20 protein-coding genes are annotated in these 21,964 nt (G+C 73.8%); 10 read left to right on the top strand and 10 right to left on the bottom strand.

Features of this window, described 5'->3' with window-relative positions:
* Nucleotides 1–38: 38 nt before the first annotated feature.
* The 6 genes from IE311_RS30840 to IE311_RS30865 form a co-directional block, all read right to left on the bottom strand.
* The gene (locus tag IE311_RS30840; RefSeq protein ID WP_189835141.1) at nucleotides 39–410 is read right to left on the bottom strand and encodes a hypothetical protein; all 372 of its coding nucleotides are present in this window, start codon (nucleotides 408–410) and stop codon (nucleotides 39–41) included.
* Between the two features lie 57 nt (nucleotides 411–467).
* Nucleotides 468–860: a roadblock/LC7 domain-containing protein gene (locus tag IE311_RS30845; RefSeq protein ID WP_229902265.1), complete on the bottom strand. Its 393-nt coding sequence runs from the start codon at nucleotides 858–860 to the stop codon at nucleotides 468–470.
* Between the two features lie 41 nt (nucleotides 861–901).
* Entirely contained in the window at nucleotides 902–1,678 is a 777-nt protein-coding gene (locus IE311_RS30850) for a transcriptional regulator (protein ID WP_189835143.1), read from the bottom strand.
* On the bottom strand, nucleotides 1,675–2,085 hold the full coding sequence (locus IE311_RS30855) for a roadblock/LC7 domain-containing protein (protein ID WP_189835144.1): 411 nt from the start codon (nucleotides 2,083–2,085) through the stop codon (nucleotides 1,675–1,677). The genes IE311_RS30850 and IE311_RS30855 overlap by 4 nt, the downstream gene beginning before the upstream one ends.
* A 139-nt stretch (nucleotides 2,086–2,224) precedes the next feature.
* Nucleotides 2,225–2,704: an SRPBCC family protein gene (locus IE311_RS30860; protein WP_189835145.1), complete on the bottom strand. Its 480-nt coding sequence runs from the start codon at nucleotides 2,702–2,704 to the stop codon at nucleotides 2,225–2,227.
* Between the two features lie 98 nt (nucleotides 2,705–2,802).
* Nucleotides 2,803–4,134 (bottom strand): type III PLP-dependent enzyme domain-containing protein, encoded by a 1,332-nt coding sequence (locus IE311_RS30865; protein WP_189835146.1) that lies wholly within the window; start codon nucleotides 4,132–4,134, stop codon nucleotides 2,803–2,805.
* A gap of 95 nt (nucleotides 4,135–4,229) precedes the next feature.
* On the opposite strand from IE311_RS30865, the gene hutU reads away from it, so the two are divergent.
* From hutU to hutI, 4 genes are read left to right on the top strand one after another with little or no spacing between them, the layout of a single operon-like run.
* Complete coding sequence (hutU, locus tag IE311_RS30870; protein ID WP_189835147.1) at nucleotides 4,230–5,912, top strand: urocanate hydratase; 1,683 nt, start codon at nucleotides 4,230–4,232, stop codon at nucleotides 5,910–5,912.
* 17 nt (nucleotides 5,913–5,929) lie between these two features.
* A complete protein-coding gene (locus IE311_RS30875) occupies nucleotides 5,930–7,126 on the top strand; it encodes an allantoate amidohydrolase (RefSeq protein ID WP_189835174.1) in 1,197 nt (398 codons plus the stop codon).
* Nucleotides 7,117–8,457: a formimidoylglutamate deiminase gene (locus IE311_RS30880; protein ID WP_189835148.1), complete on the top strand. Its 1,341-nt coding sequence runs from the start codon at nucleotides 7,117–7,119 to the stop codon at nucleotides 8,455–8,457. Before IE311_RS30875 ends, IE311_RS30880 begins: the two co-directional genes overlap by 10 nt.
* 17 nt (nucleotides 8,458–8,474) lie before the next feature.
* Nucleotides 8,475–9,722: an imidazolonepropionase gene (gene hutI, locus IE311_RS30885; RefSeq protein ID WP_189835149.1), complete on the top strand. Its 1,248-nt coding sequence runs from the start codon at nucleotides 8,475–8,477 to the stop codon at nucleotides 9,720–9,722.
* Between the two features lie 33 nt (nucleotides 9,723–9,755).
* Here hutI and IE311_RS30890 read toward each other — a convergent pair whose 3' ends face one another.
* Entirely contained in the window at nucleotides 9,756–10,124 is a 369-nt protein-coding gene (locus IE311_RS30890; RefSeq protein WP_189835150.1) for a VOC family protein, read from the bottom strand.
* A 132-nt stretch (nucleotides 10,125–10,256) separates the two neighbouring features.
* Nucleotides 10,257–10,913: a phosphotransferase gene (locus IE311_RS30895; protein ID WP_189835151.1), complete on the bottom strand. Its 657-nt coding sequence runs from the start codon at nucleotides 10,911–10,913 to the stop codon at nucleotides 10,257–10,259.
* A gap of 166 nt (nucleotides 10,914–11,079) precedes the next feature.
* Here IE311_RS30895 and IE311_RS30900 point away from each other — a divergent pair, with 166 nt between their 5' ends.
* The 6 genes from IE311_RS30900 to IE311_RS30925 all read left to right on the top strand — a co-directional run bounded on the left by IE311_RS30900 (nucleotide 11,080) and on the right by IE311_RS30925 (nucleotide 18,426).
* Nucleotides 11,080–12,156, top strand: coding sequence for a GNAT family N-acetyltransferase (locus IE311_RS30900; protein WP_189835175.1), 1,077 nt, complete (start codon nucleotides 11,080–11,082; stop codon nucleotides 12,154–12,156).
* A gap of 189 nt (nucleotides 12,157–12,345) precedes the next feature.
* Nucleotides 12,346–13,746 carry a glycosyltransferase family 2 protein gene (locus tag IE311_RS30905; RefSeq protein WP_189835152.1) on the top strand — a complete coding sequence of 467 codons (1,401 nt, stop codon included), beginning with the start codon at nucleotides 12,346–12,348 and terminating at the stop codon, nucleotides 13,744–13,746.
* Nucleotides 13,747–13,796: 50 nt separating this feature from the next.
* Nucleotides 13,797–14,552, top strand: a complete 756-nt coding sequence (locus IE311_RS30910) for a polysaccharide deacetylase family protein (protein WP_189835176.1) — start codon at nucleotides 13,797–13,799, stop codon at nucleotides 14,550–14,552.
* Nucleotides 14,553–14,671: 119 nt separating this feature from the next.
* Entirely contained in the window at nucleotides 14,672–16,861 is a 2,190-nt protein-coding gene (locus IE311_RS30915; protein WP_189835153.1) for a hypothetical protein, read from the top strand.
* A gap of 57 nt (nucleotides 16,862–16,918) precedes the next feature.
* Nucleotides 16,919–17,368 carry a hypothetical protein gene (locus IE311_RS30920; RefSeq protein ID WP_189835154.1) on the top strand — a complete coding sequence of 150 codons (450 nt, stop codon included), beginning with the start codon at nucleotides 16,919–16,921 and terminating at the stop codon, nucleotides 17,366–17,368.
* Nucleotides 17,365–18,426 (top strand): glycosyl hydrolase, encoded by a 1,062-nt coding sequence (locus IE311_RS30925; protein ID WP_229902266.1) that lies wholly within the window; start codon nucleotides 17,365–17,367, stop codon nucleotides 18,424–18,426. The genes IE311_RS30920 and IE311_RS30925 overlap by 4 nt, the downstream gene beginning before the upstream one ends.
* 99 nt (nucleotides 18,427–18,525) lie before the next feature.
* On the opposite strand, the gene IE311_RS30930 is transcribed toward IE311_RS30925, so the two are convergent.
* Together IE311_RS30930 and IE311_RS30935 are read right to left on the bottom strand one after the other, a co-directional pair.
* Nucleotides 18,526–20,646, bottom strand: a complete 2,121-nt coding sequence (locus IE311_RS30930) for a lipopolysaccharide biosynthesis protein (protein WP_189835155.1) — start codon at nucleotides 20,644–20,646, stop codon at nucleotides 18,526–18,528.
* Nucleotides 20,643–21,845, bottom strand: coding sequence for a DegT/DnrJ/EryC1/StrS family aminotransferase (locus IE311_RS30935; RefSeq protein ID WP_189835156.1), 1,203 nt, complete (start codon nucleotides 21,843–21,845; stop codon nucleotides 20,643–20,645). Before IE311_RS30935 ends, IE311_RS30930 begins: the two co-directional genes overlap by 4 nt.
* Nucleotides 21,846–21,964: the final 119 nt, after the last annotated feature.

Raw genomic sequence — 21,964 nt, forward strand, 5'->3', positions numbered from 1 at the left:
ACCCGTCCGTCGAGGGGCCCGCGCGCACGCCCGCGGGGTCAGACGTCCAGCTCGGCCTCGATCTTCTTCAGCTGGTGGCGGGCCATCGCCAGGTTCGCCCGCTCCTTGTCCAGGGCCAGGTAGAGGAAGAGGCCGTTGGCGCCGCGGCTCTTGAGCAGCCGGATCAGGTGGTAGTGCTTGCCGAGGGTGATGAGGATGTCCTCGATCTCGTCGTTGAGCCCCAGCATCTCCATCGCCCGGACCTTGGCCCGGACGACGTCGGTGTTGCCGGCCGCTGCCATGTTGAGGTCGAGCTCCTTGCCACCCCCGATCGTGCCGAGGGCCATGCCGCTCGTGTAGTCGACGAGCGCCGCGCCGATGGCGCCGTCGATCGTGGTGGCTTCCTTGAGGGCGGTCTCGGTGTTCGCCATGGGTGTCGCACTTCCTTTTCGTGTACGTGTCTTCTGCGTGGTGCGTGGTGCGTGGTGTCAGTTCAGGTCTCTGCGTTCCAGTGCGCCGTCGACGAGCTCGCCTATCCGGGCACTGGATCTGCGGGCCTCCAGATGGAGCCGCCCGACGTTGATCCGGGGTTCCGCGAGCAGGGTCAGGACGGCCGCGCCGCCCGCCGCGTACGTGGCCACGTAGCCGCTCTCGCCGCGTACGAGCAGCTCCCGGAACCGGCCCTGGCCGGTGGAGACGGCCAGCCTCTGGCCGACGCCGAGCGCCGCCGCGGTCAGCGCGGCCACGCTCTCGGCCTCTCCGTCCACGGTGTCGTGGGCCAGGACGAGGCCGTCGGCACTGGCCGCGAGCGCCCCGGTCAGCTGGGGCAGTCGGGCCCGCAGCCGTCTGAGCTCGCCGAGGACCTCGGCTTCTGCCGTCATGAGCTGTTTCCTTTCGGCGCGCAGGCGCAGGGCACGCCTCATCACAGGTGTGCCTCCAGGGCGTCACGGAGCCGGCGCAGCAGGGCGATGTCGGGATCGGCCACCGGCAGGACCGGTAACAGGGCGGGGGGCGGCGGTGGCGGCACGGGTTCGGGGTCGAGCGGGGTCTCGACGAGTCCGGCGGCGGCGAGCCGCCGGACGTCGAGAAGGGTGTGGAAGGCGGGGCGGCCGAGCAGCCGGGCGAGGTCCGCCGGGGTCAGCACCCCGTCCGCGGCGGCGAGCAGGGCGCGCTGGCGCGCCCCCATGGTCTGGCCGGGGGCGGCGGGGCGCGGCACGACCGGGGCGGTGTCCACGGAGTCGTACGGCCAGACGGCGTCGAGGAGTTCGCGGCGACGGACCGTCTCGCGCTCGACCGCCTCGGCGGAGACCGGCCGCACCGTTCCGAACCAGTGCCCCACCCCGTAGCGGAAGCGGGTCGGCCCGCTGGTGGGGGAGAGGGCGAAGAAGGCGGCGTCGAAGACGGCCCCGAGGTGGCAGATCTCCAGCTCGCCGTCGTGGAGCCGGCCGCTGTCGACGAGGAAGCGGCCGACGGCGCGGTGGGCGCCGGCCCGGTCGACGGCCTCGTCCCAGCCCTCGCGGGGCAGGCGTCCGCCGGTGGTGAGGAGGACGTCGAGGCCGGGGGCCGCGGGGCTCTCGGCGTGCACGACCCGGCCGTCGACGAGGTAGAGCGTGCCGTGGTCGCGGAGCAGGGCGCCGGTGGCCTTCTCGGCGGCGAGCCGGACCAGCATCGGGGAGACGGGGGTGGCGACGGCGCTCATCCCAGCACCAGTCTCTCTGCGAGGTCGCGGAGTCTGAGCCTGGCGAGGGCGAGGTTGCCGGAGTCGCGGTCGAGCCAGAGATGGAGGAAGACGCTGCTGTCGAAGGAGGTCTCGACGAAGCGGAGGACGTGGTAGCCGGCGCGGGTGGTGACGATGAGGTCCTCGACGGGTGGTCCGTCCTCGGCCCCCGCGCCCCCCGCGTCCGGGTCACCGGCGCTGGTGAAGGAGTCGAACTCCGCTGCTGAGCGGGCCAGTTCGGCGGTCTCGGCGGCCGTCGTCTCGTGGTCGCCGACCGGTGAATCACCCGCCGTACCGAGGGCGAGCCCACTGGTCCAGTCGACCAGGGAGGCTCCGCGAGCGCCCGGCAGGGCCATGGCCTCCATGAGGCACTCGTCGATTCCGGGCACGCGGATTCCCCTCCCGATGCGGCGTGCGAACGTGCGGCAGTGACGGTGACGTTACTGAACGCAGCGCTCCCGGGAGGGGGTTCTGGCATTTTCCATCGGAACATGCCAGTTCACTGGGATCATTGACTCCGTTTGTGTGTCAGGTCCTGGACTCCACCGCGTTCGCGATCTCGGTCAGGTCCTTCGTGAGCGCCTTGGCGACCGCCTTCGCGCCGAAACGGGCCATCAGCTTGGCGAGGAACCCCGGCCTGCGGCCGCGGACGGGCCGGGCGGAGAAGCTCATCCGCAGGACGGTGGCCCCCGTTCCGTCGGGCGTGAGGGTGATCTCGGAGGCGTAGTGCATGCCGTGGGAGTCGGCGACCGTGACGTACCGGTCGGGCGGCTCGCACTCCGTCACGGTCATCACCTCGGTGGCCTCCTTGCCGAGCATCCGCCGGGTCTCGCGCCAGCGGGTGCCCACGCCGAAGCCGCCCTCCGTGAGCACCTCGACCCTCTCGACGCCCGAGAGGACGCGGGGCATGTCCCGCAGGTCGGTGATCGACTCCCAGACCCGCCCGGGGGAGGCGTCGACCCGGCGCTCGACGACGACGGATGTGGTGTCCGTACCGGTTCCAGTCATGGCTTCATGGAAGCCGGGCGGCCCGGCCCGCGCTACCCGGAGGGGCGTCCGGGAGCCCCTCTCCGCGCTGTCCGGCGGGCCGGCCGGACGCATCCGCGTCACGCCTGCCGGACGAGCGCGTCGGCGTGGTCGCCGCCCGACTCCGCGACGATCTCGGCGACCGTCTGGGGCGTCCGCACGGTCGTGAACGCGACCTCCCCGTCCTCGCCCACCGTGAAGCCGTGGACGCCCGGCCGGGGCAGGCTGTTGTACGCGTAGTGGTGGGCGAAGTAGTACGCGCCGGTGTCCGGGACGGCCACCACGTCGCCCGGACGGAGCAGCGGCAGCTCGCGGCCCGCGGCGAGCAGGTCCCCCGCGAAGCAGGCGGGGCCCGCGACGTCCTGGACGGCGGTCTCCCCGGTGCGGGGGCGGCCCTCGGAGTCGTACGCGAGGACGCGCAGCGGCCAGGAGTCGGGGGCGTAGACCGTACGGGTGGCCAGCTGCACGCCCGCGTGGGTGACGGCGATGGGGCGGCCGCCCGAGGTCTTGGTGTACTCCACCCGGGCGAGGACCGTGCCGTGCTTGGCGAGCAGGGAGCGGCCGAACTCGGTCACCAGGCGGTAGCGGCCGTCGAAGAGCCCGGGGGCGGTGTCGGCGAGCAGCCGGGCGTACTCGGCGTACGTCGGCGTCTCCTCGTCGGAGGTGAAGTTCACCGGCAGGCCGCCGCCGATGTCGAGGGTGTCGATCTGCTGCCGGCCGGCCGCGCGGTTGATCTCCTCGGCGAGCGCGTACGCCTCCCCGACCCCTTCGGCCATCAGGGCGAGCGGGACGCCCTGGGAGCCGGTGTGGGTGTGCAGCCGGGTCAGCCAGGGGCGCTCCAGGAAGGCCTGGACGACGGTCTTGCGGGCGCCCTCGTCGCGGAGTGCCACCCCGAACTTGGAGGTGGCCGTCGCGGTCGAGAGGGCGCCGATGGAACCGGCTCCGACCTGCGGGTTCACCCGGAGGCCGAGGGGTGAGGCGGTGGGCGCGGAGGCGACGAGCGCGTCGAGCCTGGCCAGCTCCTGGAGGTTGTCGGCGTTGACGGCGATGCCGAGCGCGAGGGCCTGCCGGAGCTCCGCCGGGGTCTTGGCGGGGGAGTCGAGCACGGTGGCGGTGGGCGGGATCCCGGCGGCGCGCGCGAGGGCCAGCTCGCCGGGACTGGCGACCTCGACGCCGAGCCCGGCCTCGTGGAGGAGGCGCAGGACGGGGACGAGCGGGGTGGCCTTGACGGCGAAGGCGTGCAGCACCGGGGCGTCGGTGACGGCGGCGAAGGCGCTGGTCAGGGCGGCTGCGGAGGCGCGGATACCGGCGGTGTCGAGCAGGGCGACGACCGGTTCGGCGGGGGAGAGGAGTCCTTGATCGACGGAGGCTCGGACGGCGAGATCGCGACGGGAGGCGGCCATGCGGTCCATCCCATCACCGGGACGGGTGGCCCCGCAGCTGTTGACTACAACTATTCATAGCGCAAGGATGTGAATATCTGAACGACATTCGAGGAGGCACCGCCATGTCAGGACCCCGCCCCGTACGAGCAGCCCGCGGTACGGAACTGAGCGCCCTGGGATGGCAGCAGGAGGCCGCCCTCCGGATGCTCCAGAACAACCTCGACCCCGAGGTCGCCGAGCACCCCGACAAGCTCGTCGTCTACGGCGGCACCGGCAAGGCCGCCCGCGACTGGCGCTCCTTCGACGCCATGGTCCGCACCCTGCGCACCCTCAAGCAGGACGAGACGATGCTCGTCCAGTCCGGCCGCCCCGTCGGCGTCATGCAGACCCACGAGTGGGCCCCCCGCGTCCTCCTCGCCAACTCCAACCTGGTCGGCGACTGGGCCAACTGGGAGGAGTTCCGGCGCCTGGAGCACCTCGGCCTCACCATGTACGGCCAGATGACCGCCGGCTCCTGGATCTACATCGGCACCCAGGGCATCCTCCAGGGCACCTACGAGACCTTCGCCGCCGTCGCCGCGAAGAAGTTCGACGGCACCCTGGCCGGCACCATCACCCTCACCGCCGGCCTCGGCGGCATGGGCGGCGCCCAGCCGCTCGCCGTGACGATGAACGACGGCGTCGCCATCTGTATCGACGTCGACCCGCGCGCCATCGAGCGCCGCATCGAGCACCGCTACCTCGACGTCAGGGCCGACAACCTCGCCCACGCGCTCGCGCTGGCCACCGAGGCGCGCGACGCCCGCCGCCCGCTCTCCATCGGCCTCCTCGGCAACGCCGCCGAACTGCTCCCGCGGATGCTCGCCGAGGGCGCCCCCATCGACATCGTGACCGACCAGACCTCGGCCCACGACCCGCTGGCCTACCTGCCGATCGGCGTGGCCTTCGAGGACATGGCCGACGCCGCCGCCAAGGACCCGGCCGGCTTCACCGCCCGCGCCCGCGAGTCCATGGCCAAGCACGTCGAGGCCATGGTCGGCTTCATGGACGCCGGCGCCGAGGTCTTCGACTACGGCAACTCGATCCGCGGCGAGGCCCAGCTCGCCGGCTACGACCGCGCGTTCGCCTTCCCCGGCTTCGTCCCGGCGTACATCCGCCCGCTGTTCTGCGAGGGCAAGGGACCGTTCCGCTGGGCCGCCCTCTCCGGCGAGGCCTCGGACATCCACAAGACGGACAAGGCGATCCTGGAGCTCTTCCCGGAGAACGAGTCCCTCCACCGCTGGATCAAGATGGCCGGCGAGCGCGTCCACTTCCAGGGCCTGCCCGCCCGCATCTGCTGGCTCGGCCAGGGCGAGCGCGACAAGGCCGGCGACATGTTCAACGACATGGTCGGCAACGGCACCCTCGCCGCCCCCCTCGCCATCGGCCGCGACCACCTCGACTGCGGCTCGGTGGCCTCCCCGTACCGCGAGACCGAGGCCATGCTCGACGGCTCGGACGCCATCGCCGACTGGCCGCTGCTCAACGCCATGGTCAACGTCGCCTCCGGCGCGTCCTGGGTCTCCATCCACCACGGCGGCGGCGTCGGCATGGGCCGCTCCATCCACGCCGGCCAGGTCTCGGTCGCCGACGGCACCAAGCTCGCGGGCGAGAAGATCCGCCGCGTCCTGACCAACGACCCCGGCATGGGCGTCATCCGCCACGTCGACGCGGGCTACGACATCGCGGAGCGCGTCGCCGACGAGAAGGGCGTGCGCGTCCCGATGCGCGAGGGCGACCAGGACGCCGAGGGTGACACCGCGTGAGCGACAGCTTCCACGCCATGTGGCGGTCGCTGCGGCCCATCGGCCGCAGCGCCGCCTCCGGCGGCTACCGGCGCTACGCCTGGACCGAGGCCGACGCCGACTGCCGGCTCTGGTTCCGCATGCAGGCCGAGGCCCGCCGCCTGGACGTCGAGACCGACCGCAACGGCAACCAGTGGGCCTGGCTCGGCGACCCGACGGCCGGCGACGCCGTCGTCACCGGCTCGCACCTGGACTCCGTCCCCGACGGCGGCGCCTTCGACGGCCCCCTCGGCGTCGTCTCCGCCTTCGCCGCCCTCGACGAACTCCGCTCGCGCGGTGTCTCGTTCAAGCGCCCCCTCGCCATCACCAACTTCGGAGACGAGGAGGGCGCCCGCTTCGGCCTCGCCTGCGTCGGCTCCCGCCTCACCGCGGGCCGGCTGACGAAGGAGCAGGCGTACGAGCTCCGCGACGCCTCCGGCACCAGCCTTCCGCAGGCCATGGAGGCGGCCGGACACGACCCCTCGACCATCGGACCGGACCCCGAGCGGCTCGCCCGCGTCGGAGCGTTCGTCGAACTCCACGTCGAACAGGGCCGCGCCCTCGACCTCTCCGGCGACGCCGTCGGCATCGCCTCCTCCATCTGGCCGCACGGCCGCTGGCGGTACGACTTCGCGGGTGAGGCCAACCACGCCGGCACCACCCGGCTCGTCGACCGCCGCGACCCGATGCTCACCTACGCGGAGACGGTCCTCGCCGCCCGCCGCGAGGCCGAGCTCGCCGGGGCCGTCGCCACCTTCGGCAAGATCGCGGTCGAGCCGAACGGCGTCAACGCCATCCCGTCCCTGGTGCGCGGCTGGCTCGACGCGCGCGCCGCGGACCAGGACTCCCTGGACACGGTCGTCGCCGGAGTCGAGACGGCGGCCCGCGACTACGCCCGGCGCCACGGCATCGACCTCAACGTCGTCCAGGAGTCCTTCACCCCGGTCGTGGACTTCTCGCACACCCTGCGCGACGAGCTCTCCCGCATCCTCGGAGAGTCGGGCAAGGTGCCGGTCCTCGGCACGGGCGCGGGACACGACGCGGGTATTTTGTCCGAATCGATCCCGACCGCCATGCTGTTCGTACGGAACCCCACCGGCGTCTCGCACTCCCCGGCCGAGTTCGCGGCCGAGGACGACTGCGTGGCCGGGGTCCTCGCACTCGCCGACGTACTGGAGGAGCTGGCGTGCCGCTGACGACGTACTGGCTGGAGCACGCCTGGCTCGACACCCACGTCGAGCCGGGCGTGGCCCTCGAGGTCTCCTCGGACGGCCGCATCGCCGCCGTCCGCACCGGGGTCGACACCCCGCCGCCCGGCGCCGCCGTCCTGCGCGGCCTGACGATCCCCGGCCTGGCCAACGCCCACTCGCACGCCTTCCACCGCGCCCTGCGCGGCACCGTCCAGGTCGGCTCCGGCACCTTCTGGACCTGGCGCGAGACGATGTACACCGTCGCCCAGCGCCTCACCCCCGACAGCTACTTCGCCCTCGCCCGCGCCGTGTACGCGGAGATGGCACTCGCCGGCATCACGGCCGTCGGCGAGTTCCACTACCTCCACCACGCGCCCGGCGGCACCCCCTACGCCGACCCCAACGCCATGGGCGAGGCCCTGATCGCCGCCGCGGGCGAGGCCGGCATCCGCATCACCCTCCTCGACACCGCCTATCTCTCCGCCGGCTTCGGCGCCGCCCCCGAGCACCACCAGCTCCGCTTCACCGACGGCACCGCCGACCGATGGGCCGAGCGGGTGTCCGCGCTCAAGGAACGCGACGGCGTACGCCTGGGAGCGGCGATCCACTCCGTACGGGCCGTCCCCGCGGACCAGCTCACCACGGTGGCCCGGTGGGCCCAGGACCGTGAGGCCCCCCTCCACGTCCACCTCTCGGAGCAGACCGCCGAGAACGACGCCTGCCTCGCCGCCCACGGCCGCACGCCCACCCGGCTCCTCGCCGACCACGGTGTGCTCGGCGCACGGACGACGGGCGTCCACAACACCCACATGACCGACGCCGACATCGCGCTGATCGGCTCGACGTCCACCGGCACCTGCATGTGCCCGACGACCGAGCGGGACCTCGCGGACGGCATCGGCCCGGCGGTCGCCCTCCAGCGCGCCGGCTCCCCGCTCTCCCTCGGCAGCGACAGCCACGCCGTCGTCGACCTGCTCGAAGAGGCGCGGGCCATGGAACTCGACGAGCGCCTGCGCACCCGCACCCGCGGCCACTGGACGGCGGCCGCCCTGCTCCGCGCGGCGACGGCCGACGGACACGCGGCCCTCGGCTGGGCCGACGCGGGAACCCTGGAGGCCGGTGCGCTCGCCGACTTCACGACGATCGCGCTGGACTCGGTCAGGACAGCGGGACCGGTACCGCGTCTGGCAGCCGAGACGGCGGTATTCGCAGCGTCGGCCGCGGACGTCCGGCACACGATCGTGGGTGGCCGCCGGATCGTCCGGGACGGGATCCACCACTCCGTGCCGGACGTCGGCCAGGCCCTCGCGGACTCGATCGCCGCCCTGCGCGGCTGAAGGAGACACCCCCCACCATGAACACCGGCCCCGCGGCGACGAACAGCCCGGTGGCGACCTCCGCCCCCACGAGCGCGAACAGCGCCGTGGCGACGGCCGCCACCGCCATCGTCAACATCGCCAGTCTCGTCACCAACGACCCCTCTCTCGGTGATGGAACCCCTCTCGGCCTGATCCAGGACGCGGCCGTCGTCATCGACGGCGACCGCGTGGTCTGGGTCGGTGAATCCAGCAAAGCACCGGCCACTGACAACCGGGTCGACGCCGGCGGCCGGGCCGTGATCCCCGGCTTCGTGGACTCCCACTCGCACCTCGTCTTCGCGGGCGACCGCACGGCCGAGTTCAACGCCCGCATGTCCGGCCAGCCGTACAAGGCGGGCGGCATCCGCACCACGGTCGCGGCGACGCGAGCGGCGACCGACGCCGAGCTCTCGGCCAACGTCGCCCGCTACCTCCACGAGGCGCTCCGCCAGGGCACCACGACCTTCGAGACCAAGTCCGGCTACGGCCTCACGGTCGAGGACGAGGCCCGCGCCCTCCGTATCGCCGCCGAACACACCGACGAGGTCACCTACCTCGGCGCGCACATCGTCTCCCCGGACTACGCCGACGACCCGGCGGCGTACGTGGAGCTGGTGACCGGCGAGATGCTCGACGCCTGCGCCCCGTACGCCCGCTGGGTCGACGTCTTCTGCGAGAAGGGCGCCTTCGACGGGGACCAGGCCCGCGCGATCCTCACCGCGGGCAGGGCGAAGGGCCTCCACCCCCGGGTGCACGCCAACCAGCTCACCTACGGCCCCGGCGTCCAGCTGGCGGTCGAGCTCGACGCGGCGAGCGCGGACCACTGCACGCACCTCACGGACGCGGACGTGGACGCCCTGGCGAACGGGTCGACGGTCGCGACCCTCCTCCCCGGGGCGGAGTTCTCCACCCGCGCCCAGTGGCCGAACGCCCGCCGCCTCCTGGACGCGGGCGTGACGGTGGCCCTCTCCACGGACTGCAACCCGGGCTCCTCCTTCACATCCTCGGTCCCGTTCTGCATCGCGCTCGCGGTACGGGACATGGGCATGACCCCCGACGAGGCGGTCTGGTCGGCCACGGCCGGCGGCGCGGCGGCCCTGCGCCGCACGGACGTCGGCCGTCTGACGGCCGGCAGCCGCGCGGACCTCACGGTCCTGGACGCCCCGTCCCACGTCCACCTGGCGTACCGCCCCGGAGTTCCGCTGGTGTCGGAGGTGTGGCGGGCGGGCGTGCGGGTGGTCTGAGCACCGGAACCGGCCGGGCCGGCCGCGCCCTGCTCAGGGAGCGGCCGGGGGCGGGGTGCGGTGGCTCAGCACGTTGATCACGCGGCCGTCCGGGTCCCGGGCGAAGAAGCGGCGGACGCCCCAGGGTTCGTCCGTCAGGGGGTGGACGATCTCGGCCCCCGAGGCGCGGACCGCCGCGTACGCCGCGTCCACGTCGTCGACCTCCACGCTCAGGTCCGGGGTGACCGGCGCGGTCAGGTCGTGGGTCATCAGACTGATCTGGGCCGCCAGGGTCGACGGCGAGGCGAGGGTCGCGATCCAGCCGTGGTCCATGACCTGCTCGAAGCCGAGCAGCGCGTAGAAGTCGCGGTTCTCCCCGGGCGAGGACGTCCGGAGGTTGGGGACGGCGCGGCGGATGCTCATCGGTGGCTCCCGGACGTCGGCAGGGTCTCGGCGGGTTCGGCGGATGCGGCGGGCTGGTTCTCGCGGACGGCGATCGGCAGTGGTCCCATGAACCGCACCCTAGACGCGGGCACCCCGCCGGCGGGGGACGGCTCAGCGGGCCGCGGCCGTCACCAGCTCCGCCACCAGTTCCGCCGCCCCGTCCAGGACCGCCCGTTCCTCCTCCGTCAGATGAGGGTCCTGCGCCCGTCGGGCCCGTGCCGTGCCGATATGGGGGAGGACCGGGGTGTCGGTGGCCGACAGGAGCGCGGCCAGGGCCTCCCGCGCCCCCGGGGCGTACGGGCCGGGGGAGAGCGCGACCTCCGCGAGGAGCAGCGCCGACATCGCGTGGTCCAGGCCCGGCGGGTGCCCCTCCTCCGCCGTCTCCCAGTCGATGACGACGGGCCCCCGGTCCGTGAGGACCACGTTCCCCGGGTGCAGGTCCAGGTGCGAGGGCGGCGCTCCCGGCAGCGCGTGCAGTCCGGCCAGGAGTTCGGCGATCAGCGCGCCCGCCGGCCCCGGTTCGTACGTGCCGGCGATCAGGGCGTCCAGGAGCGTCGGTCCCGTGAGGCGCTCCATCACCAGGTCCGGGCCCTCCGCACGGCGTACCGCCGGAACCGGGTAGCCCTGCTCCGCCAGCCGGATCATGAGCTTCCCCTCGCGGGTCGTGTCGCCGCCGTCCCGGCACCGTCGCAGAACCCACCGCGCGTCCCCGGGCAGCGCGTACACGTCCGCCGTCCGGCCCCGTCCGACGATCTCCAACTCGTCCATCCCACCGATCCCTTGACCACCGCGGTTCCCCTTCGTGTCCACTCCTTCACGGGTTGGTCACGGAAAGACCCAGTATCCCTGCCACTGACGACCACGGAGCGGTACCGTCCTGTTCGGCAGCACTCAGGGGAATGACCGGGGGGTCGGCAAGGTGAGCGCTTTCCGTATGCGGATCGTGAGGCCGGGGGGGCTGAGCGAGCGCGAGATCGAGGCCTGGCGGGAGCTGCGCGTCAAAGCCGGCGGGCCCGCGAACCCCTTCATGGAGCCGGAGTTCACCCGCGCGGTGGCCGAGGTGCGCCCCCGGTCGAGGGTCGCCGTGTGGTGGGAGGACGACGAGCCGGTCGGCTTCTTCCCGTTCGAGAAGGGTCCGCTCGGCCGGGGCCGCGCCATCGGCTACGGGGTCTCCGACAGTCAGGGCGCCGTCCTGCGGCCCGGACTGCGGCCGGGCGCACGGGCGTTGCTGCGGGCCTGCGGTCTCACCGTCTGGGAGTTCGACAACCTGGAGGACGGGCAGCCCGTCTTCGAGGGCGCGGCGGCCGAGTCCTTCGCCTCGCCCGTGATCGACGTCGGCGAGGGGTACGCGGCCTACGAGGCCCTGCTGCGGGCCCAGTCGCCCAAGTTCCTCAAGACCACCCTCGCCAAGGAGCGCAGACTCGGGCGGCAGGCCGACGGGGAGGTGCGGTTCGTCTTCGACGAGCGCGATCCGGCCGCCCTGGACACCCTCATGGAGTGGAAGTCCGCCCAGTACCGCAGGACCGGGCGGGGCGACCGCTTCGCCCAGGGATGGATCACCGGGCTGGTCCGCCACCTCCACGAACTCCGCACGCCCGGCTGCTCCGGAGTGCTGTCCGTGCTCTACGTGGGGGACCGGCCGATCGCCGCGCACTTCGGGCTGCGGTCGGCGACCGTGCTGTCCTGCTGGTTCCCCGCGTACGACCCCGAGTTCGCGAAGTACTCGCCGGGCCTCGTCCTCCACCTGCGGATGGCGGAGGCCGCGGCCGCCGCCGGGATCGGGATGCTCGACCTGGGGCGCGGCGCCGCCGAGTACAAGGACTCCCTGAAGACGGGGGAGTCGACGGTCTACGAGGGTGCCGTCGTCCGCCCGGGAGCGCTGGGCGCCCTGCACTGGCTGCGGCGGGAGCCCCCGCTGCGGGTGCACCGCTTCATCCGGACCCGCCCGGCCCTCGCGGCCCGGGGGCGCGCCGCCCTCAACACGCTGGCCCGCCTGCGGGGACACCGTTAGCCACCCCGCGGTGCCGGCACCCGCGCCGGTGACCGGGCGCGTACTCCTCGGGCGGGTGCCCGCGCCGCCGGTTCGCCCGGGTGACCTCGCCGGCCGTCCACCGGCCCGGTCCGCACCCGCCACGCCGGCCCCTCAGGGGCCCGCCCCGTCCGCAGCGCCCACCCTCGTACGTCTCTGGGGAGACCCCCGATGAGCAGCACCCCCGCCCCCCGGCCCCTCTCGGTCGCCGAGCTCGATCTCGACGCGCCCGACGGACCCGTCCTCGGCTTCCGGCCCGCGCCCGGCGGACCGGACGTCGTGCCCGGTGACGTCTACGCGCTCGTACGGCTCCGGGGCCGGCCCGCGGCCACCGTCGTCGGCACCGTCGCCGAGGGCGAGGACCCCGCCGAGGTGCTCGCCGCCCTCGCCCGGCGCCGGCTCTCGGAGACCGCGAAGGCGCCCCGCACCGACGCCGAGCGCCGCGCCGAGCGCCCGGCCTCCGCCGGGCGGGAGGACGGTCGAACGGAGGGCCGCACGGAGGGCCGCGCGGACGGTCGTGCGCCGGCCGGGACGCCCGCCGCTCCGCGTACCTCCGTCGTCGTCGCCACCCGCGAGCGGCCCGAGCAGCTCGCCCGCGCCCTCGACTCGCTCCTCGCCCAGGACCACCCGGACTTCGAGCTGATCGTCGTCGACAACGCGCCCCGCACCTCCGGCACCCATGCGCTCGTCACCCGCGCGTACACCGACCGCGTCCGGTACGTCCGCGAGGACACCCCCGGGCTCGCCACCGCGCACAACACCGGCCTCGCCGCCGCCGAGGGCGCCGTCGTCGCCTTCACCGACGACGACGTGATCGCCGACCCGCACTGGCTGACCGCCCTCACCGAGCCCTTCGCCGCCGACCCGGGCCTCGGCTGCGTGACCGGGCTGATCCTTCCCGCCCGGCTCCGCACCCCCGCCCAGATCCTGCTGGAGTCGCACGGCGGCTTCGCCAAGGGCTTCGCCCCCCGCGTCTACGACCCGGCACACCCGCCCGCCGACGAGCCGCTCTTCCCCTTCACCGCCGGCAGCTTCGGATCCGGCGCCAACATGGCCTTCCGGGCGGCGGCCCTCCGGCAGGCCGGCGGCTTCGACCCGGCGACCGGCACCGGGACCGCGGCGAAGGGCGGCGACGACCTGTACGCCTTCGTCGCCGTCCTCGCCGCCGGCTTCCGCCTCCGCTACACCTCGCAGGCGCTCGTCTGGCACCACCACCGCGACACCTGGCAGGACCTGCGGAACCAGGCGTACGGCTACGGGGCCGGACTCACCGCGTACCTCACCGCGACCCTGGTCCGCAGCCCCCGTCTGCTGCCCGCCCTGCTCACCCGGCTGCCGCGCGGCCTCGCCCACGCCCGGACCATCACCGCCCGGCGCGGGGACGGGGACGGCGGCGGGGACGGCGTGCCCGGGGAGCACGGCACCCAGCAGCACCCCTGGCCCCGAAGCCTCTCCCGACTGGAGCGACGCGGCATGCTCTACGGCCCGATCGGATACGCCAAGGCCCGCTCCGCGGCGCGGGCCGCGGCACGCGGACAGGCCCGGCGCGGGAAGGGAGCCACGGCCCGGTGACGCACGCACCCGTCCCCACCCGGATACCCGTCCTCCTCTACCACGCCGTGATGGAGGACCCTCCGGACTGGATCGCCGAATTCACCGTCTCGCCCAAGGAGTTCGCCTCCCAGCTCGACGCGATCGTCGGCTGCGGCCGTACCGCGATCACCGTCGGCACCCTCGCCGCGCACTTCGCCGACGGCACCCCGCTGCCGCCCCGCCCGGTCGTCCTCACCTTCGACGACGGCTTCGCCGATCTCGTCGGGCCGACCGCCGAGGCCCTCGCCTCCCGCGAACTGCCCTCCACCGCCTACCTCACCACGGGTGCCATCACCCCCGGCCGGCCCTGTCTGCTGCCGCCCGCGCCGATGATGACCCTCGCGCAGGCGCCGCTGCTCGAGCAGTACGGGATGGAGGTCGGCGCGCACACCGTCACCCATCCCCAGCTCGACACCCTCGTGCCGCGGGCCCTGCGCCGCGAACTGCGCGAGTCGAAGCTGGTCCTGGAGGACGTCCTCGGGCACGAGGTGCTGCATCTCGCCTACCCGCACGGCTACAACAGCCCGGCCGTCCGGCGGGCCGCCGCGGCAGCTGGGTACACCTCGGCCGTCGCCGTCCGGCACGCGCTCAGCTCCGGGACCGACGAGATCTACCGCATCTCCCGGCTCATCCTCCGGCGCGGGCACACCGTCGCCGACGTCGAGCGGTGGATGGAGGGGCGGGGTGCGAAGGCGGCGCCGTTCCCGGACTCGCTGCCGACGGTGGGCTGGCGGATGTACCGCAGGGCCCGCGCCCTGCTCAGGGGACCCGAGTTCGCCGGCTGACCGGCGGACCGTCCGAAGATCGACAACTCCGGCGATCCGTCCGAGAGTTGAAAGCCCGAACAAAACCGAAGTACCTTCCTGTACTTCGCCGAAGGGGACAGTTCGTGGGGGGAGAGGCCGTGCAGCGTCAGGGGCCCGCACCGGTGACCGGGAGCGGCGTGCCGCCGCAGTCCCCTGCCACGGACCGGGAGGCGGAAGAGGCCGGGACGGCGGACAACCGTCCCGAGGAGAGGGAAGCGGAGCGGAGGGAAGCACCGACGGGGGAAGCACCGACGGGGGAAGCGGCGGCGGGGGAATCGGTCGGACCCGAGGCCGGGAAGTCCGCGTCCGCGATACCCGAGGCCGGGAAGCCCGCGTCGGCGATACCCGAGTTCAGGAAGCCGTCGCCCGCGATATCCGAGGCCGGCAAGCCCGCGCCTACGACAGCCCCGGCCGAGGCGCCCGCACCCGCCGGCCCCGAGGCCGGGACGCCCGCACCCGTCGGGTCCGCGTCCCGGCCCGTCCGGCGCGGTCGCCTCACCGCCGCCCTGCGCTCCCCCGACGCGCTCAACCTCGTCCCCCTCCTCGTCGCCGCCGCCCTCTGGCTCTGGGCCCTGCCCGGGATCGACTTCCGGGACATCGAGGAATTCGGTCTCCTCGACCGTTTCCCGCTCACCTTCTACGCCGCCCTCACCGTTCTGACCTGCGGATTCGTCCTCACCCTGCGGCGGGCGGGAACCGCCCCGCTCTGGCCCGCCACTTACTGCGCGGCCATGCTGGTCGCGCTCAAGGCGCCGCCCGCGATCCTCTACGACACCGTCCGCTACGCCTGGGCGTCCAAGCACGACGCGATCATCAGCAGGCTGCTCCACGAGGGCACCGTCCACCCCGGGCGCGAGCTCTCCGGCGGCATGGGCGCCTACGACCAGTGGCCCGGATTCTTCTCGCTCGACGCCGCTCTGGTCCGCGCCTTCGGCGTGGACGCCGCCGCCTCGTTCATCAACTGGGCCCCGGTCGCGCTCGGTCTGCTCACCGTCCCCGTCCTGATCCTCGTCTACCGCACCTTCAGCGACGACTGGCGTCTCGTGTGGACCGGTGTGTGGATCTTCCAGCTGGCGAACTGGGTGGGCCAGGACTACCTGTCCCCGCAGGGCTTCTCGTACCTGCTGTACCTCACCGTCTTCGCCGTCGTCGTCCGGCACTTCGTGCTGCCCGGTTCGGCGGGGACGCTGCGCGACCGGGGGACGCTCGACCCGGCCGCCGCGGCCGTCCCGCCGCCCACGACGACCCGGCAGCGGGCGGTCGCCGTCCTCATCCTGCTGCCGGTCGTCGCCACCATCAACGCCAGCCACCAGCTCACCCCCGTGATGCTGTGCGCGACGCTCTTCGCGCTCTGCCTCACCCGCCGCTACCGCAACATCGGACTGCTCGTCACCTCCGGCGCCGTCATGCTGGTCTGGAACCTCACCATGGGCCGGGAGCTGTTCCTGGACACCCTCGGCACCCTGCGTGAGAAGGCCGGCGACCTGCTCGGCAACTCCCGCCCCGGCTTCGCGGGCGACCCGACCGGCCCCGGACCGGAACTCGTCGGCAGCGCCAATGTGCTGATGGTGCTCGCCCTCGGCGGCCTCGCCGTCGCCGCCGTGCTCCTGCGCCGCAAGCTGGTCCGCAGCGCGCTGCCACTGGTGCTCGCCGCCGCCGCGCCGCTGCCGATGTTCGCCGTCAACGACTACGGCGGCGAGATGATCTTCCGGGTCTACCTCTTCGGACTGCCCGGCTCGGCCTTCTTCGCCGCCGCCGCGCTCGTCCCCGCCGCCGGGGCGGTGAGCCGCGGTGCCGTGATCGCCCGCCGCGCGACCGCCGTCGCCCTGCCCGTCACCCTCGTCGCCATGCTGGCCGGCTTCCTGCCCTCGTACTACGGCAAGGAGGGCATGCACTACGCGCCGCCCGGCGAGACCGCCCTCACCCGCCGCGCCTTCGACCGGGCGCCCGAGGGCGCCCTGATCCTCGCCGCGACGGGTGCCTTCCCCGACGCGTACTACCGCTACGACCACTACGAGCGCTGGTTCTTCACCGAGCAGGAGGTGGACGAGAACCTGCGGATGCTGAAGGACCCGGCCGGATACCTCGCCGGCGGCATCCCGGCGGACCGTCCCGCGTACGTGATCCTCACCCGCACCCAGGGCGAGGCCGTCATCGGCGAGGGCTACCTGCCGGAGGGCGGCTTCGACTCGCTCCGGGGGGCCCTGAAGCGCTCCCCGCTCTTCCAGGTCGTCGAGGAGAACACCTACGGGGTCGTCCTCCGCTACCGGCCCACCACCGGTGGCTGAGCCGCGCCCGCGTCCGGACACCGCAGGACCCCGAGAAGCACGAGGAGCAGCCACGCCATGGCCCACCCACGCCTGACCCCGCGAGTCCAGCGCAGAGCCGCCCTCGCGGCCTCCGGATGGGTCGCCCTCGCGGCGACCGCCTTCCCCGGGGGTTCTCCGCTGCGCTGGATACCCGTCCTCGCCTTCGTCGCCCTCGCCCCGGGCCTGGCGCTGCTGCTCCCGCAGCCGCTCGGGCTGCGTCCGGGTGCCCGTCTGGAGGCCCTGGCGCTCGCCGCGCCCGTCAGCCTCTCCGTGGCCACCCTGGTGGCGACCACCCTGTTCCTGACGAAGGCCTTCTCGCTCACCTTCTTCCTGGTCGTCCTCGCCCTCTTCGTGAGCGTCGCCTCCACGCTGCCCGGAGTGCCGCTCCCGGCCGCGACCCGCGGTGCCGTGGAGCGCGACGGCGCCCGGAGCCCCCGATTCGAGATGCCGCTGTTCCGTCGACGAGGGACCGGTGGGGGCGGGTGACCGGCCGCCACGGCAGGGGCGACCCCTGGACCCGCCTCGCGATCGCGCTCGCCGCCGTCGGCGCGCTGACCGCCGGCATCGGGGTCTGGTCGACCCTCACGGAGGACGACGGCCGCTGCACCCCCGACGCCCGTCTGGTCGCCCCCTGCGGGGCCTGGTGGGGCGCGTACATCCCGTACGACGAGGACAGTTCGCTCACCCGGCCCGTGTACGCCTTCGAGAAGAAGATCGGCCGCAAGCTCGACCTCGTCTACACGTACCACGACATGTCGGGGAGCAAGGCCGACGGCGAACTGCTCACCCCCGACGAGCGGGAACTCGGCCGCGAGCGCCTGCTCATGCTGGCCTGGGAGTCCACGGTGTGGACCGAGAAGCACCACGCCAACTGGACCGAGAAGCAGCTCGGCTGGAAGAACATCGCCTCCGGGGCGTACGACACCTCCGTCATCGACCCGCAGGCCCGGCGGATCAAGGAGTACGGCAAGCGGGTCTTCTTCTCCTTCGACCAGGAGGCCGACTTCCGCATCCCCGAGGGCGCCGGCACCCCCGAGGAGTACGTGGCCGCCTACCGCCACCTCCACGACCGCTTCGAGAAGCTGGGCGTCACCAACGTGGTGTGGGTGTGGACGGTCTCGGGCTACCTCGGCAACGCCGACGCGATGAAGCGGCTCTACCCCGGGGACGCGTACGTCGACTGGATCGGCATGGACCAGTACAACTACTACCTCTGCCACAAGTCGCCCGACTGGCTCGACTTCGAGAAGAGCCAGCGGCCCAGCTACGACTGGCTCCGGAAGAACATCTCCGCCGACAAGCCGATCATGCTCTCCGAGTTCTCCACCGCCCCCGACCCGAAGAGGCCCGAGCGGCAGCGCGACTGGTACACCGCGATCCCGAAGGTGGCGCCGACCCTGCCGGAGGCACGCGCGTACGTGCACTGGAACCGCGCGGTTCCCGGCCCCGGCTGCGACCTGACCATCGACGCGGGACCGGGGCTGGAGGGCTACCGGATCGCCGGCCGGGACCCGTACTTCCGGCAGGACGTGCCGGACCGCTGACCCCTCGGCGTCCTGAACCGCCGACCCACCGGCCCGGACCGCCGACCCACCGGCCCCGACCGCCGACCCACCGGCCCGTGCCCGGGCGGACGGGCGGACTCAGGGACGCGGGCCCGAGGTCAGCCCCCGGAAGGCGCACACCGCCATCGTGCCCCCGGCCAGGCCCAGGAAGAGCGGGAGCGGGGCGGTGGCGAAGGCCTGCTGCCCCGCCCAGCCCGCCCAGACCAGCACCCACACCACACCGGCCGTGACCCGCGCGCCCACCCCGACCACCCGGAGCAGCAGGGCCGCCAGCACCAGGCTCAGCGCCTGGAGCACGACGGGCGCGGCGGCCCGCTGCACCCCGTCGCCCAGGAGCGCCGCGCCGGGACCGTCCGCCTCGGCCGGCCACAGACCGAGCAGGGGCGGCGCGGTGTGCAGGGCGAGGAAGGTGGCGAGCAGCACCGTCCCGGCGAACGCGGGCCGGAACACGCGGAGTCCGACGGCGGCGCCCTGGAGGGCGACCAGGATCAGCCCCGCGGCGAGCGTGACCGGGGGCAGCGCCGCGAGCAGCCCCGTCCCGGAGAGCGTCGCCACGTCCAGCTCGCCGGACCGGGCGAGCGGGAACCAGAAGAGCCCGGCCGCCAGGCCGAGCAGCAGCCACAGCCGGGTCACCGCCCGGTCCGAGCCGTCCGTCCGCTCCGCCCGCGGGTCCGGTGCTCTCGGTCCGGCCGCCGGCGCGGCCCGGTCCGGGGCCTCCTCCGCGGGCTGCCGGGGGACGAAGACGGGGATGCCGAAGGCCGGCGTCACCGATTCGTGCGCGCCCCGCAGATAGGCGCTCTCGCGCGCCCAGTTGGTGCCGTATCCGTCCTCCGCGCGCTCCTTGACCCGTGCCGCCGCCCGGGGGCGTTCGGCCGGGGCCCGCCCCTTGAGCGTGGCCCGCAGTCCCGGTACGGAGGCCACCGCCATCAGGGTCATCGAGCCGAGGACGGCGATCCCGGCCCCGCTGATGCCGTACGGGCCGAGCAGCACGGCCGCGCTGCCGAGCACCAGGAGGCACATGGCGCCCTGGAGGACGGCGAGCATGCCCGTACGGCCCTGGACCCGCAGCACGCCGATGTAGAGCTCCACGGCGACCCGGGGGAGCGCGGCGGCGGCGAGCAGCCGCAGCACGGTGGAGCCGTTGTCCGTGTAGCTCTGGCCGAAGGGCGCGAGGATCAGCGGGGCGAAGACGACGAGGACGAGGACGACCGGGACGAGCAGCAGGATCATGCGGCGCAGCGCGCCCCGTACGCCCTCGGCGAGCGACTCGGGGCTGTGCGAGGCGTGCGCGGTGAGCGAGGAGGCCATGTTGATGGCCATGAACTCCATCGTGCCGCCGACGGTGTACGCCGTGTAGAAGAAGGCGTTGTGGGCGGCGTCGAAGCGGACGGCGACCATCACCGGCAGCAGGCTGATCATGACGAGGCTGAAGAACGCGCCGACGGAGTCCCCGGCGATGAAGCGGCCGATCTCCCGCATGCCGGGCGGTTCGCGGTCCCGGTCGGCGCGGGCCTGCTGGGGGATGAGCCGGCGGAAGACGAGCCAGCCGAGCGGCAGGACGGAGAGCACGATCGCCGCCGCCCAGGAGACGAAGACGCCGAGGACCGGTACGGCGGCCGCGAGCAGGACGAGCAGGACGAGCTTGCCGAGCGAGAAGACCGCGTTGCCGACGGGAACCCAGATCGCCCGTCTCAGCCCGGTGAGCACCCCGTCCTGGAGGGTGAGCAGGGCCCAGCCGACGGCGGAGGCGGTGAAGAAGATCCCGGCGGAGACGGTGCCGAGCGGGGCGTACGAGGGACCCCACAGGTCGAGGGTGAGCAGGAAGACACCGCAGGCGACGGCGACGACGACCGTGCTGACCAGGTACAGGCGGACGACCAGCGGGCCGGTGGCCCGGCCGGCGCGGGGCACGTACCGGACGACCGCGCCGGACAGGGTGGTCGCCGTGATGGAGGCGAGCATCCGCTGGGCGGCGATGGCGGCGGAGCCCTGCCCGACGGCCTCCTCCGTGTAGTAACGGGCGGCGATCAGCCAGAAGCCGAGCCCGAGTGCGGCCGAGACACCGGTGGAGAGCATCAGGGCGTAGGCGTTGCGGAACATGGAGTTCTCGCCGCCGTCGTCCTTCGCCTCGGCCGGTGCCGGCCCGTGGATCTCCGCGTCGGCCGTGTCCGGCCCCCGCAGCCGTACCGTGTCGGTCACCGGGCGCCGCCGGGGACCATCGAGGGCCGCGCCGGGCGGACCCCCGCGCCGCGGAGCACGGCGAGGACCTCGTCCGCGCGGCGCGGGTCCACGGGCAGGGCGTGCCGGGCGAACCAGGCGGCCGGCTCCGGCGCGGGGGAGAGCTCGGTGAAGGCCTCGCCCGCGTAGCTGTCGAGCGGCGGGTCGTAGAGGTAGCCGGTGGTGATCCGGTGCCGGGCCAGGGCGGCGACGGCCGCGTCCCGCTCCTCGACGAGCAGCGGCACCCGGTACAGCGGCTGTGCCTCTCCGCCCGGGGTCCCGTCTCCCGGTGTCCCGTACTCGCTCGCCCGGAGCCGGACGGTGCCCGCCCGGTGGGCTTCGAGGACGCCGTCGAGCCGGGCGAACCTGCGGGTGGTGCGGCGGAGCCTGCCGGAGCCGGGCCGGAGGCGGTAGTCGTGCATGTCGACGCGGACCCAGGAGTGGAAGGGTTCGAGCGCGGGCGCCGCAGGGAGGGCCTCGCGCAGCGCGTCGGCGCGGAGCGGCATCCGTATCTCCTCCCGCTCCTCGAGACCGAGCCGGCGCACGGCGGCGCGCGCGGCGCCGACCAGGCGCAGCCCGCGCAGGGTGGCCTCGGCGTACGGGCGCACCAGATGGGCGAGTTCGGCCCCGGGCCGGGTCGGGTGCAGCAACGCGTCGCGGGCGGCGGCGAGTTCCGGGCGCAGCGACGGGTCGGCGAGGGCGAGGAAGCCGCCGGTCTTGGCGGCGGTGTGCTTGGAGAGGCTGAAGACGGACGCCTCGCCGTACGTGCCGACCGGGCGGCCGCCTACGGTGGACCCGATCGCGTGGGCCGCGTCCTCGATCAGCGGGATGCCGAGCCGGTCGCAGCGCTCCCGCAGCTCCGGTGCCGGGTCGGGGTTCCCGTACAGATTGGTGGTGAGGACGGCGGAGAGCCCGCTCCAGACGGACTCGGGCACGGCGGCCGTGTCGATCGATCCGTCGCGCGGGTCGAGCGGTGCCTGCACGGGCCGGAGTCCGGCGGCGAGGACGACGAAGAAGATGACGTCGTCGTTGACCGGTGACATCAGCACCCGGCCGCCGGGCGCGCACCAGTGGCGCAGTGCGAGATAGAGACCGAAGCGGCACGACGGCACATAGAGGCACTCCCTGCCCCCGAGCCGCTCGCGCATGCGTTCTTCCAGTTCCGCGTACGCAGAAACCATGTGATTCCCCCCTGAACCCCCGGGCTCAATGTGGCCCAATCCGGACGGCGAGTCAACAAGGCCCTCCGGTGACGCGGAAGGGCCCGTCACGGGTCGGTAGACCGTGAACGGGCCCTTTC

The organism is Streptomyces zaomyceticus, from assembly GCF_014656215.1.
Classification (GTDB): Bacteria; Actinomycetota; Actinomycetes; order Streptomycetales; family Streptomycetaceae; genus Streptomyces; species Streptomyces zaomyceticus.